Source organism: Cupriavidus laharis (assembly GCF_914271435.1).
GTDB classification, from domain to species: domain Bacteria; phylum Pseudomonadota; class Gammaproteobacteria; order Burkholderiales; family Burkholderiaceae; genus Cupriavidus; species Cupriavidus laharis.
The window spans coordinates 343,556-356,493 of the sequence record NZ_CAJZAI010000003.1 but is presented as its reverse complement, the minus strand read 5'-3'; the positions used below and the strand labels follow the sequence as shown (position 1 = coordinate 356,493).

Below are 12,938 nucleotides of genomic sequence, written 5' to 3'. Positions count from 1 at the left end.
GCAGGAGATTCCATGCTTCAGTACTACGCGAAATTATGGTGGGTGATCGCACTGCGCGGCCTGCTGGCGCTGATTTTCGGGATTTGCGCGTTCTTCGCGCCTATTGCCACCCTGGCGGCGCTGGTAATCATCTTTGGCGCCTTCGCTGCCGCGGACGGGCTGATGGCCCTGCTGATGGCGATTTCCGGCAAGGAGCGCGAGACCAGCGACCGATGGATCCTGGCGCTGCAGGGCCTGCTCGGTCTTGGCGTAGGGGCGCTCACGTTGCTGAGCCCCGCCATTACCGCGCTGTCGCTGCTGATCTATATTGCCGCGTGGACCCTGGCTACGGGCGCATTGCAGATCGTGGCGGCCGTGCGCCTGCGCAAGGAAATCCCGAATGAATGGTGGTTGATCCTGTCCGGACTGGTCAGCATTGCATTCGCCTTCCTGGTGCTGTGGCAGCCAATGGCCGGGGCGCTGGCCGTGCTGTGGCTGATCGGCTCCTGGGCCATCGTGTGCGGCATCCTCCTCATCGGAGTTGCATTGCGCCTGCGCGGTGCGCGGTCGGCAACCGCCACCCAACCAGCCTGACGGTGCCCCGCGCATGCCGCACCAGGCGCCCTGAAAGTCCGCCGGAAGTCGGGGTGGGTGCCCGCCCGTGCTACCATTGCCCGCCCGCAAGAGGGACGGTCCAGGCACCGGGTGAAAGATAATTTTGCATCACAATTCTTTGCCCGGCATGGCCCCCTGCTCTTGCCTGTCCACCGGGAAGCGGCCGCAAACGTTGTGACGGCTTCCCGCCACGCCCGGCATCCCGCGCCAGGCCGGGATGGCGGAGCGGGTCCTCGCCCGGGACAAACCGTATGCAGGACGAATTCGATTGGAAGCAAGGCTTTCGCACGACAGGCATTCGCCTGCCATGCGCCCGGGCCAGCGCCAGTCGGCTTCGCCCATCGCGCCAGGCGGCGCGAGCCGTTCATCTGTCGACATTTCCAGGGAGTTCTATGCGTAGTTCCTCGACCTCGCGCTATGCCGGGCTGTCAGTTGGCGTCATCGCCATGATCAGCCTCGGCATCCTGCTGGTCTGGTTCGGCACGCTCGATATGCGCCACCTGCTGCGCTCGGACGAGGGCCGCTACGCCGAGATTGCCCGTGAGATGTTCGTTACCAGCGACTGGGTGACTATCCGCTACCAGGCACTCAAATATTTTGAAAAACCGCCCTTCCACATGTGGGTGACCGCGCTGTCCTACGCCCTGTTCGGTATCGGCGACTGGCAGGCGCGACTGTGCGTGGCGCTGTCAGGTCTCATCGGCCTGCTGGTCTCCATGCTGGCCGCGCACCGCTGTTTCGGCCTGCGCGCTGCGCTGCTGACCGGGCTCGTGATGGTCGCCGCGCCGATGTGGAATGTGGCCGCGCATTTCAATTCGCTGGACATGACGCTGTCTGGCGCCATGGCCTGCGTCCTCGCGTTCATGCTGCTCGCGCAGCACCCTGAGGCCACGCCAGCTGCACGCCGCAACTGGATGCTCGCCTGCTGGGCAGCCATGGGCGTCGCCATCCTGACCAAAGGTCTGGTCGGTATCGCGCTGCCGGGCCTCGTGCTCGTTGTCTACACGCTCGTCACGCGCGACTTCGGCCTGTGGCGCCGCCTGCATCTGGTGACCGGCATCGTGCTGATGCTCGTGGTCACCGTGCCCTGGTTCTGGCTGGTGTCCGAGCGCAACCCCGAATTCCTGAACTTCTTCTTCATCCACGAGCACTGGCAGCGCTATACCTCGACGACGCATTCGCGCAAGGGCCCGCTGTGGTACTTCGTGCCACTGCTGGTGGCTGGTTTCCTGCCGTGGCTGGGTACCTTCCCGGGCATGTGGCAGGCTGTGCGCGAGCGTGCTGGCGTGGAGCGCGGCAGCGCCCCGCATCCGTTCCAGCCGGCGCTGCTCGCGGCCATCTGGGCCATTGCGATCTTCGTGTTCTTCAGCCTGTCGGGTTCGAAGCTGCCCGGCTATATCGTGCCGATCTTCCCGGCGCTGGGCATCCTGGCCGGCGTGGCGCTGGACACCATCACGGAACGCTCATGGCTGCGGCAGGCGAACTTCATGCTGGTGCTGGCCGTGATCGGCTTGCTGGCCTGCCCATACGTGGCAACGCTGGAAAAGCCCAGCATACCCAACGCGGTCTATCGCGAATTCGCGCTGTGGATCGGCCTGGCCTTTGCCTGCATGCTCGCGGGCGCGTTGCTTGCACGGCACCTGGTACGCACGCGAGGCGTATTTCCGAGCATCGTCGCCTATGCTGTCGCCATGTTCCTGTGCGCGACCCTGGCACTCCGCGGACATGAGGCCATGGGCCGTCCGGCTTCCGGCGCCGACCTGGTTCCCGCGATCAGCAAGGTGCTGACGCCCGACATGCCGATCTACAGCGTGCGCATGCTGGACCACACGCTGCCGTTCTACCTGCGCCGGACGACCGTTCTCGTCGAGCACCCCGATGAACTGGAGTTCGGCGTCGGCCGGGAGCCGCAGAAATGGATCCCGACCGTCGACGCCTTTGTCGAACGCTGGAAGCAGGGCCCGCATGCCATTGCCATCATGTCGGCCGACACCTTCCAGGACCTGACCCGGCGCGGCGTGCCGATGTACACCATTGCCGAGGACAAGCGCCGCATCGTCGTTGCCAATTTCCCGCAGCCGGCACAGGCCCGGCCGCAAGCTTCCAAGGACTGAACTGGGCGCCATGACGCTATCGACCTTTGCCTTCATCTTCACCGGCGTGCTGCTCAATGCCGCCGCGCAACTGCTGCTCAAAGCCGGCGTCAATGCCGTCGGCGCCATCACCATCGACCGCAGCACGCTGCTGGTAACGGCTCTGCGCGTGCTGACGCAGTGGCCCGTGCTCGCCGGGCTCACGTTGTACGTGGTCAGCGTGGGCGTGTGGATCGTCGGGCTCTCGCGCGTGGATGTGTCGATTGCCTATCCGATGCTGTCGCTCGGCTATGTCGTCAACGCGCTGGCCGCGTGGTGGCTGTTCGGCGAGATGATCGGCCCGCTGCGCGTGTTCGGCATCCTGCTGATCCTGGCCGGCGTGTTCCTGATTGCGCGTTCGTGATCCGGCGCTCAACTGTGCTGCATTTCTACTGGCAAGCTTCCCGATGACCGCTACCGCCACTTCCGAATTCCTTCCCTTCGTCCGGCCCGATATCGATGCCGACACCATTGCCGAGGTCGGCAAGGTGCTGGCGTCCGGCTGGATCACCTCCGGCCCCAGGATGCAGGCGTTCGAGGACGCGCTGTCCCAGCTCTTCGGGGGGCGCCCGGTGCGTACCTTCGCCAATGGCTCGGCCACGATGGAGATCGCCCTGCGCATCGCGGACATCGGCCCCGGTGATGAAGTCATCACCACGCCGATCACGTGGGTCGCCACCGCGAACGTGGTGCTGGCAGTCGGTGCGAAGCCCGTGTTCGTCGACATCGACCCGCGCACCCGCAACATCGACCTGGATGCCGTCGAAGCGGCCATCACGCCGCGCACGCGGGCCATCATGCCGGTGTACCTGTCGGGCCTGCCCGTCGACATGGACCGGCTCTATGCAATCGCCGGCAAGCACAAGCTGCGCGTGATCGAGGATGCCGCGCAGGCCATCGATTCGCGCTGGCAGGGCAAGCGCATCGGCGCGTTCGGCGACCTGGTCAGCTTCAGCTTCCAGGCCAACAAGAACATCACCAGCGTCGAAGGCGGGTGCCTGGTGATGAATACGCCCGAAGAAGCCGTGCGCGCCGAGCGCCTGCGCCTGCAAGGCGTGATCCGCTCCGGCATGGATGGCATGGACGTGGAAGAGCCCGGCGGCAAGTTCAACCTGACCGACGTGAACGCCGCCATCGGCCTGGCACAGCTAGGCAAGCTCGATGCCATCACCGCCCGCCGCGCTGAGCTGGCCGAGACCTATTTCCGCTGCGCCGCCGACACCGGGCTGGCCGAGCTGGGCATCGAACTGCCGCTGCCGCTGGATCCGCGGCAGGCCACCACCAACTGGCACATGTTCCAGGTCGTGCTGCCCACCGGGCGCCTCGAAGGCGGCCCGCAGCAGGCGCGCCAGAACGTCATGCAGGCCATGCGCGAGCGCGGCATCGGCACGGGTGTGCACTACCCCCCGATTCACCTTTTCACCTACTACCGTTCCCTTGGTTGGCGCGAAGGCATGCTGCCGCACGCCGAGCGCATCGGGCGCGGCATCGTCACGCTGCCGCTCTTCCCTGCCATGCAAGCCGCCGATGTGGAACGGGTCTGCGCAACTCTCAGCGAAACATGCAAACGTCTCTCCAAATGAGTCCGGTCGAGGTTTCGGTCGTCATTCCGGTCTACAACGAAGAAGACGGGCTGCAAGCCCTGTTCGACCGTCTGTATCCGGCGCTCGATGGCCTTGGCGAGTCGTACGAGGTCATTTTCATCAATGACGGCAGCGTCGACCGCTCGGCGGCCATGCTGGCCGCGCAGTACCACAAGCGCCCGGACGTGACCCGGGTGGTGCTGTTCAACGGCAACTTCGGCCAGCACATGGCGATCCTGGCCGGCTTCGAGCACACGCGCGGCAAGATCGTGATCACGCTGGACGCCGACCTGCAGAATCCGCCCGAGGAAATCCCGCGCCTTGTGCAGACCATGCGCGAAGGCCACGACTACGTCGGCACCATCCGCCGCCAGCGCAACGACACGGCGTTCCGCCGCTACGCGTCGCGTGCGATGAACCGGCTGCGCGAAAAGATCACCAAGATCCGCATGACCGACCAGGGCTGCATGCTGCGCGCGTATGACCGCAATGTGATCGACACCATCAACGCGTGCCGCGAGGTCAATACCTTCATTCCCGCGCTGGCTTATACGTTCGCCTCCAGCCCCGTGGAAATCGAAGTCGGCCACGAGCAGCGCCACGCCGGCGAGTCCAAATACTCGCTGTACCAGCTCATCCGCCTGAACTTCGATCTGGTCACGGGCTTCTCGATCGTGCCGCTGCAATGGTTCTCGGCCATCGGCACGGTGCTGTCGCTGCTGTCTGGCGTACTGTTCGTGGTGCTGCTCATCCGCCGGTTCCTGTTCGGCTCGGAAGTGCAGGGTGTGTTCACGCTGTTCGCCATGAACTTCTTCCTGATCGGCATCCTGCTGTTCGGCCTGGGCCTGCTCGGCGAATACGTGGGCCGTATCTACCAGGAAGTGCGCGACCGGCCGCGCTACCGCATCAAGGCTATCCTTGAGGCAGACCCGGCCCATTCGCGCGGTCAGCGGACGGAGGCATGATGCGCGCAGTCGTCTTTGGCTACCACAACGTCGGCGACCGCTGCCTGCGCGTGCTGCATGCGCGCGGCGTGGAGGTGGCGCTGGTCATCACGCACCGCGACCGCCCCGACGAGAACATCTGGTTTCGCCGCGTGGCGGACACGGCTGCGGAGATGGGCATCCCGTTCGTCTATGGCGAGGACCCGGCCGACCCGGCTATTGTGCAGGCCGTGCGCGACGCCAGGCCCGACGTGATCTTCTCGTTCTACTACCGCTCGATGATCCCGGCGAGCGTGCTGGCGCTGGCGCCGCAGGGCGCCTTCAACATGCACGGTTCGCTGCTGCCGAAATACCGCGGCCGCGTGCCGGTCAACTGGGCCGTGCTGCATGGCGAAACGGAAACCGGCGCCACGTTGCATGCGATGGAAGCCAAGCCCGATGCTGGCTACATCGTCGACCAGACCGCCGTGCCGATCCTGCCGGACGACACCGCCGGCGAAGTCTTCGAGAAAGTCACTGTGGCCGCCGAGCAGACGCTGTGGCGCGCGCTGCCGGCCATGATGGCGGGCAACACGCCGCAACGGCCAAACGTGCTCGCCGAGGGCAGCTACTTCTCGGGCCGCCGTCCGGAAGACGGCCGCATCGACTGGAGCCGCCCCGCGGCCGAGGTCTACAACCTGATCCGCGCGGTGGCGCCGCCCTACCCGGGTGCCTTCACCGACATCGCCGGCCAGCGCTTCGTCGTTGCACAGGCGCGCCGCCCGCTGTCCGCCCCGACGCTGCCGACCGGCTGGCGCCCGGGCCTGCATGTCAGCCAGGGCCAGATCGTCGGCCTGTGCGGCGACGGTGGCCAGGTGCGCATTGACACCCTGCTTGCCGCCGCCACGTCCGCCCCGGTCACCCCGGACGCGCTGGCCCCCATTCTTACCGAACAGTCCAACGAGGAAAACCGATGAAAAAGGTCCTGATTCTTGGCGTCAACGGCTTCATCGGCCACCACCTGACGCGCCGCATCCTGGAAACCACGCCGTGGGAGGTCTACGGCATGGACATGTCGTCCGACCGCCTCGGTGACCTGGTCAACCATCCGCGCATGCACTTCTTCGAGGGTGACATCACCATCAACAAGGAGTGGATCGAGTACAACATCCGCAAGTGCGACGTGGTCCTGCCGCTGGTGGCCATCGCCACCCCGGCCACCTACGTGCGCCAGCCGCTGCGCGTGTTCGAACTCGACTTCGAAGCCAACCTGCCGATCGTGCGCGCCGCCGTGAAGTACGGCAAGCACCTCGTCTTCCCGTCGACCTCCGAGGTCTACGGCATGTGCGCCGACGACGAGTTCGATCCCGAGTCGTCGCCGCTCATCTACGGCCCGATCAACAAGCCGCGCTGGATCTACGCCTGCTCCAAGCAGCTCATGGACCGCGTCATCCACGCCTACGGCATGGAGCAAGGCCTGAACTACACGTTGTTCCGCCCGTTCAACTGGATCGGCGCCGGGCTCGACTCGATCTTCGAATCGAAGGAAGGCTCCTCGCGCGTGGTCACGCAGTTCCTCGGCCATATCGTGCGCGGCGAGCCGATCAAACTGGTCGACGGCGGCGCGCAGAAGCGCGCGTTCGCCGATATCTCGGACGGTATCTCGGCGCTGATGCGCATCATCGAGAACCCGAACGGCGTGGCTACGGGCAAGATCTTCAACATTGGCAACCCGTCCAATATCCACTCGGTACGCGAGCTGGCCGAGATGATGCTGAAGATGGCCGCCGACTACCCCGAGTACGCCGAGGAAGCGCGCAAGACGCAGATCGTCGAGACCTCCTCGGGCGACTTCTACGGCAAGGGCTACCAGGACGTGCAGCACCGCGTGCCGAAGATCGACAACACCATGCAGGAACTGGGCTGGAAGCCCGAGGTGACGATGGAGCAGGCATTGCGCAGGATCTTCGAGGCTTACCGCGAAAAGGTCGTGGAGGCACGTACCCTCGTCGACGACGCAAACTGAGCGCGGACCCATGGCCAGAATCGTCCTCAAGGTTGACGTCGACACGCTGCGCGGCACGCGTGAAGGCGTGCCGGCGCTGTTGTCCATGCTGGATGCGGTACAGGCACAGGCTACGTTCCTCTACAGCCTGGGCCCGGACCACACCGGCTGGGCGCTGCGCCGGGTGTTCCGGCCCGGGTTCCTGAAGAAGGTGTCGCGCACCTCGGTGGTGTCCAACTACGGCCTGCGCACGCTGATGTACGGCGTGCTGCTGCCGGGGCCCGACATCGGCCGCAAGGCGGCAGCCGAAATGCGCGCGGCACGCGCGGCCGGCCACGAATGCGGCATCCATACCTGGGACCACGTCTACTGGCAGGACAACGTGCGCCAGCGCGACCCGGCCTGGACGCGCCGCCAGATGCAGAACGCGTTCGATCGCTATGTCGACATCTTCGGCGAAGCCCCGCCTACGCATGGCGCGGCCGGCTGGCAGATGAACGACGAGGCGTTCCGGCAGATCGACGACTGGGGCATGGCCTATGCATCGGACGGGCGCGGCACGGCGCCGTACATCCCGACTGTCGGCGGCGTTGCGTGCCGCCACGTGCAGATGCCCACGACGCTGCCTACGCTCGATGAAATGATCGGCGTGGATGGCCTCACTGAGGACAATGTCCATGAGGCCGTGCTGCAGCTGACGGAGGCCACCGTCGGCGACCATGTCTTCACGCTGCATACCGAACTGGAAGGCGGCAAGCTCGCGCCTGTGTTCCGACGCCTGCTGCAGGGCTGGCGCGCGCAGGGGCATGAGCTGGTGTCGATGGCTACCTGCTACCGACACATCGACCGCACCACCCTGCCCGAACTTCCGGTGACCTGGGGTGCCATCGAAGGTCGCAGCGGCGAGTTGATTGTTCAGCCCCGACCTTAGTGGATTGCGCGCCAGCACGCCACTGCTGTCGCCCATCGTCGGTCAGCAGGATTCCACCGGGTACAACCAGCGCGATACGAGTGGTCGGCGCAGTGCCCGTGGTTCTTTCGAGCATTTCCTATATCTTCCGTTGTCAGCATGGAGTAGCGTATTAGGCGCAGCCTTTGGGCGCCAAATACAATTTCATTGAGATGACAGTTGACCGGAAGTATCCGTATTTTGAGAAAGGACTTGTATTACCGCGCTGGAAACTGAAACCTGAGCCAGCTCATTGCATCGCGGTAGACGGGGAGAAATTCCGTCTTTCAACAGATCACCCACCGCCAAAGTTACGCGATCAACCCCCAGCACCACCCACGCCCAAAAAGCCGCCCGAGCCGAAGCGCCCGCCAAAAAGCCTGATAGAAGGCTTTCTCGAATTCAAAGAATGGTTGAATACGCCATCACCACCGAAACCGGCCCCGGCCCTGGCATCAGCTCCACCGCCCCCAAAAAGCCGCGTCAAGCCATTTGACTTACTGGACATTCCGGGCGCAATGGATCGTATTGACTGGCCCATGTCGGCCAAGGTCATGCGAAAATGGTTCGCCGGAGAGCTTAACTACTGCACAACCGACGCGGATGCGGCCAGAGGGATTAATCAGCATGGCCAGCCATTCCCACCGAGCATGATAGACACAACCATGTTTCCGCTGGACTGGATACTGCAGTTCCCTCGTGCCAAAGAAGCGCTGAAAAATCTCACTGATGTGTCAATCCATAAGGAAAAGGCGTTTGAAACACTTAGACGCATGTTCCGCAGATACAAACCCAGCCCATATTACAGAGAAGGGTTCAAACTTTGCAACGAAGACATCAATCAATATCATCAAGAATTTCAATTTCAACTAGTGCGAATAGATAGTGAATTTCCGCAAAAGCTGGCGATGTTTATGCGCGGTGCGGCACTACCCAACGGTGTCTTCCTGGATGATCTTTATGGGTTGCTTGGTGCCTTTACGCTAAATGCAGCGGTTGGAGAGCACTATTTTCAACTGCTGCGAGGAAACCGAGCGCGCTTGGAGATTAATGACGTGTGTATCTATATGCGTGACGTTTTTACATTTCACGACAGAATCAGCACGTATTTCGGGGTCATATCGGGAGGATCACAATATCTGGGACACTGGAATAAAACTGGCTTCGTGATTGTACCGAAGGCCGTGGCGATGGGTGAAGCCACGCAATGGGAATGGCCATTTGAACCATTCGCGCGTGACGGAATGATTACAGAAAGGGGAATTTACTACCCCATACGCAATAAGGATTATCGCGATTGGCAATTAAAGCACAAACAGGGCGGTGATTTGCTGCTGTACTCCAATATGCGACGCGTGAAATTGTCGCGCCCACTGACTGTAGAGGTGGCGTGGTGAAAATGCAAGTCTATAAAGCAGGAAGAAGGCTAGGAATTATATTGGCCATCTTGTTTGTCATTCTGCCATATCTCTATAACGTAGCGCAGCGCTCCGGAGCGCATGAGTGCGAGCGAGAAACCTTCGAAGAGTATATAGGCGAGCGCTGCACCTTGCCGCGCGAGTACGGAACAATCTTTCGCCTTTACCATGCGGGCACGCACGAACTGCTGGTCGAAAGGACTTACCTGGACCCTAATCTAAAGCCCTTGATCTGGCATAAGACTGACGTTCTTTACGATGTGAACGCCGACGATGGCTATGGATTCGTTACGCTACCGCCGACGTTGCTCGACAGGCTTCGCGCCAAACTGCCTTAGCCAGTTCAGGCTCCCCCAACGTGCGGGAAAGGGCCAGGGGCCGGGGGAGAGGGCAGGCACACGCCGAAGCCACTCACCGCCGCGCCAGCCGCAGCCCGTTGAACACCACCAGCAGGCTCGCCCCCATATCGGCGAACACCGCCATCCACATCGTTCCCATCCCGGCCACAGTCAGCGCAAGGAACACCGCCTTGATGCCCAGCGCCAGCGTGATGTTCTGCCACAGGATGCGCGACGTGCGCCGCGACAGCCGCACGAACGCGGGGATCTTGCGCAGGTCGTCGTCCATCAGCGCCACATCCGCGGTTTCGATCGCGGTATCGGTGCCGGCCGCACCCATGGCGAAGCCGATATCGGCCCGCGCGAGCGCCGGCGCGTCATTGATGCCGTCGCCGGCCATGCCCACCTTGCCGTGCGCGGCGTGGGTGTCGGCAGCCAGCGTGGCGACGGCATCCGCCTTGTCCTGCGGCAACTGGTTGCCGCGTGCCTCGTCAATGCCGACCTGCGCGCCGATGGCCTGCGCCGTATGTGGGTTGTCGCCGGACAGCATGATGGTCTTCACGCCCAGCGCATGCAGCTCGGCAATGGCCTGGCGGCTGGTGTCGCGCACGGTGTCGGCCGCCGCGAACATGGCCTGTGCCACCGCTGCGCCGTCCTTGCCGAGGCGGGCGAGCAGCACCACAGTCTTGCCCTGGCGCTCCAGCACCTCGAGCCGGTCTTCCAGTTCGGGCGAGCACGCGCCCATGTCGTGGATCAGGCGGTGGTTGCCCAGGCAGTAGTCATCGCCATCGATACGGCCCCGTGTACCGCGGCCGGCCATCGCCTCGAATTCCGTCGCGTCCAGCAAGGCGATGCCGTCCGCCTGTGCCGCCGCAGCCACAGCCTTCGACACCGGGTGGTCCGACCTCGCGGCCAAGCTCGCTGCGATCGCGCGCGCATGAGGTGCGTCATCGACGAGCATCGCGTAATCGGTTTGCGCGGGCTTGCCATGCGTGACGGTGCCGGTCTTGTCGAGCGCCACCCATGACAGGTCCTTGCCCTGCTCCAGGTAGACGCCGCCCTTGATCAGGATGCCCCGCCGCGCCGCTGCCGCCAGGCCGCTGACGATGGTCACGGGCGTGGAGATCACCAGCGCGCAAGGGCAGGCAATCACCAGAAGCACCAGCGCCTTGTAGATCCACTCCACCCACGGCCCGCCCATGGCCAGCGGCGGCACCACCGCCACGGCCAGCGCGATGGCGAACACCGTCGGCGTGTAGAGGCGCGCGAACTGGTCGACAAAGCGCTGCGTCGGCGCGCGGCGGGCCTGCGCCGCCTCGACCGCGTGAATGATGCGGGCCAGCGTGGAATCGTTGGCGGGCGCCGTGACTTCGTATTCGATCTCGCCTGACTGGTTGATGGAGCCCGCGAACAGCGCATCGCCGACGACCTTGTCGACCGGCACGCTCTCGCCGGTAATGGGCGCCTGGTCCAGGGCCGACTGCCCACGCACCACGCGACCGTCCAACGCAACGCGCTCACCAGGACGAAGCCTCACCAACGCCCCCACTGCCACGCCCGCTGCGGGCTCGGCAGCCCAGCTGCCATCGGCCTGCCGAACGGTGGCCTGTTCGGGCGCCATGGCCATCAGGCCGCGGATGGCATTGCGCGCGCGGTCCAGCGACGCGGCCTCGATGCGCTCGGCCAGCGCGAACAGGACCATGACCATCGCCGCTTCCGGCCATTCGCGCAGGATCAGCGCACCGGTCACCGCAATGCTCATCAGCGCATTGATGTTCAGGTTGCCGTTGCGCAGCGCCATCCAGCCCTTGTGGTAGGTCGTCAGCCCGCCCAGCGCCACGGCGGCAACAGCCAGCAGCGCCGGCAGCCACGGATCCCCAAGTCCGACCCATTCGGTGGCTTCGGCCCCGATCGCCGCCACGCCTGCCAGTGCCAGCGGCCACCACGGCTTGCGTTCCGCGGCGGGCAGCGGGGCCGCCTGCTCCGAGGCGAGCGGCTCGGCCTTCATGCCAAGGCTCGCAATAGCCTTCACCAAGGGCTCGGCCGATGCCAGGGTGTGATGCACGGTCAGCACGCGCTGCATCAGGTTGAAATCGAGCGCCGCCACGCCGGCCATGCCGCCGAGCTTGTTGCGGATCAGTGTTTCCTCGGTCGGGCAGTCCATGGCGTCAATACGGTAGCTGGCCGAGCGCGCGCCGGATGGAATGGCTGCGGGCACTACGGGTGAAACACTGATCGCCGTGCCGCAGCCGCCACCGCAGCACGCTGCCGGCTGCGGCGCAGGGTCGTGGTGATCATGGCCGTGCTGATGGCCATGATCGTGATCGCGATCATGCTGTTCATGGGTATGCCCGTGATCGTGACCGCAGCCGGATTCGCTACGCGTGTGTTCGTGTGGCAAGGCGTCTTCAGGTGTCGTGCGAGCCATTTCTTCTTATCCCGCTGGTTTGACCTGATGCCATTGAAGACCCTGTAGCCGCTACAGAGTCAAGCATGACGCCGACAAGACCTCGCCTGCGTCAGGGTGACGCACGGTGCGCTTGCCAGCCGGCTGCGGGGCGCCGCTATAATCGCGGCCATGCGCCGCCTGCTGATCCTCCTCTTCGCCGTCGTGCTGCCGCTCCAGTTCACCTGGGCAAGCGCGGCCGCATTCTGCGAGCACGGGCGCGAGCAGCAGCGCCAGCAGGAGACCGGCTCCGCGCCGGCCTGGCACTTCGGCCACCACACGCATGAACACGAGGCCACGGGACACGGCAAGACAGGCACCAAGCTGCCCGATGCCGACTGCGCGGTATGCCATTTCGCCGGCTCGCACGTGATGCTGCCGGCCGCGGCGCAGCCTGCCTCCTACCACTTCATTACCGTGCGCTACCGCGTGCTGCCCGTGAACTACGGGTCGGTGCCCGCGCGCGCACCGGATCGGCCCCAGTGGCCGCGACTGGCGTAATCCGCCGGTTCGGGGCCACGGCCCATTCCCTGCCCTTGCCGCCCTCGCG

13 protein-coding genes are annotated in these 12,938 nt (G+C 64.4%); 12 read left to right on the top strand and 1 reads right to left on the bottom strand.

What is annotated here, in order from left to right; genetic code table 11:
- Nucleotides 1-12: 12 nt before the first annotated feature.
- From LDO29_RS08870 to LDO29_RS08825, 10 genes are all read left to right on the top strand, one after another.
- Nucleotides 13-573 (top strand): HdeD family acid-resistance protein, encoded by a 561-nt coding sequence (locus LDO29_RS08870; protein WP_224079420.1) that lies wholly within the window; start codon nucleotides 13-15, stop codon nucleotides 571-573.
- A 413-nt stretch (nucleotides 574-986) separates the two neighbouring features.
- A complete protein-coding gene (locus LDO29_RS08865; RefSeq protein ID WP_224079419.1) occupies nucleotides 987-2,708 on the top strand; it encodes a glycosyltransferase family 39 protein in 1,722 nt (573 codons plus the stop codon).
- A 10-nt stretch (nucleotides 2,709-2,718) separates the two neighbouring features.
- On the top strand, nucleotides 2,719-3,090 hold the full coding sequence (locus tag LDO29_RS08860) for a DMT family transporter (protein WP_211951744.1): 372 nt from the start codon (nucleotides 2,719-2,721) through the stop codon (nucleotides 3,088-3,090).
- A gap of 43 nt (nucleotides 3,091-3,133) precedes the next feature.
- Nucleotides 3,134-4,309 carry a DegT/DnrJ/EryC1/StrS family aminotransferase gene (locus LDO29_RS08855; RefSeq protein ID WP_224079418.1) on the top strand — a complete coding sequence of 392 codons (1,176 nt, stop codon included), beginning with the start codon at nucleotides 3,134-3,136 and terminating at the stop codon, nucleotides 4,307-4,309.
- Complete coding sequence (locus tag LDO29_RS08850; RefSeq protein ID WP_224079417.1) at nucleotides 4,288-5,274, top strand: glycosyltransferase; 987 nt, start codon at nucleotides 4,288-4,290, stop codon at nucleotides 5,272-5,274. Before LDO29_RS08855 ends, LDO29_RS08850 begins: the two co-directional genes overlap by 22 nt.
- Nucleotides 5,274-6,209: a formyltransferase gene (locus LDO29_RS08845; RefSeq protein WP_224079610.1), complete on the top strand. Its 936-nt coding sequence runs from the start codon at nucleotides 5,274-5,276 to the stop codon at nucleotides 6,207-6,209. Before LDO29_RS08850 ends, LDO29_RS08845 begins: the two co-directional genes overlap by 1 nt.
- Nucleotides 6,206-7,258 (top strand): bifunctional UDP-4-keto-pentose/UDP-xylose synthase, encoded by a 1,053-nt coding sequence (locus LDO29_RS08840; protein WP_224079416.1) that lies wholly within the window; start codon nucleotides 6,206-6,208, stop codon nucleotides 7,256-7,258. Before LDO29_RS08845 ends, LDO29_RS08840 begins: the two co-directional genes overlap by 4 nt.
- Nucleotides 7,259-7,268: 10 nt before the next feature.
- Entirely contained in the window at nucleotides 7,269-8,168 is a 900-nt protein-coding gene (locus LDO29_RS08835; RefSeq protein ID WP_224079415.1) for a polysaccharide deacetylase family protein, read from the top strand.
- A 164-nt stretch (nucleotides 8,169-8,332) separates the two neighbouring features.
- Nucleotides 8,333-9,583: a DUF6402 family protein gene (locus LDO29_RS08830; RefSeq protein WP_290369545.1), complete on the top strand. Its 1,251-nt coding sequence runs from the start codon at nucleotides 8,333-8,335 to the stop codon at nucleotides 9,581-9,583.
- Nucleotides 9,580-9,942 carry a hypothetical protein gene (locus LDO29_RS08825; RefSeq protein ID WP_224079414.1) on the top strand — a complete coding sequence of 121 codons (363 nt, stop codon included), beginning with the start codon at nucleotides 9,580-9,582 and terminating at the stop codon, nucleotides 9,940-9,942. The genes LDO29_RS08830 and LDO29_RS08825 overlap by 4 nt, the downstream gene beginning before the upstream one ends.
- Nucleotides 9,943-10,015: 73 nt before the next feature.
- Here LDO29_RS08825 and LDO29_RS08820 read toward each other — a convergent pair whose 3' ends face one another.
- The gene (locus LDO29_RS08820) at nucleotides 10,016-12,160 is read right to left on the bottom strand and encodes a heavy metal translocating P-type ATPase (RefSeq protein WP_224079413.1); all 2,145 of its coding nucleotides are present in this window, start codon (nucleotides 12,158-12,160) and stop codon (nucleotides 10,016-10,018) included.
- A gap of 78 nt (nucleotides 12,161-12,238) precedes the next feature.
- Here LDO29_RS08820 and LDO29_RS08815 point away from each other — a divergent pair, with 78 nt between their 5' ends.
- Together LDO29_RS08815 and czcI are read left to right on the top strand one after the other, a co-directional pair.
- Nucleotides 12,239-12,418, top strand: coding sequence for a hypothetical protein (locus tag LDO29_RS08815; RefSeq protein ID WP_224079412.1), 180 nt, complete (start codon nucleotides 12,239-12,241; stop codon nucleotides 12,416-12,418).
- Between the two features lie 102 nt (nucleotides 12,419-12,520).
- Nucleotides 12,521-12,889 (top strand): cation efflux protein, CzcI family, encoded by a 369-nt coding sequence (gene czcI / locus LDO29_RS08810; protein ID WP_224079411.1) that lies wholly within the window; start codon nucleotides 12,521-12,523, stop codon nucleotides 12,887-12,889.
- Nucleotides 12,890-12,938 lie beyond the last annotated feature (49 nt).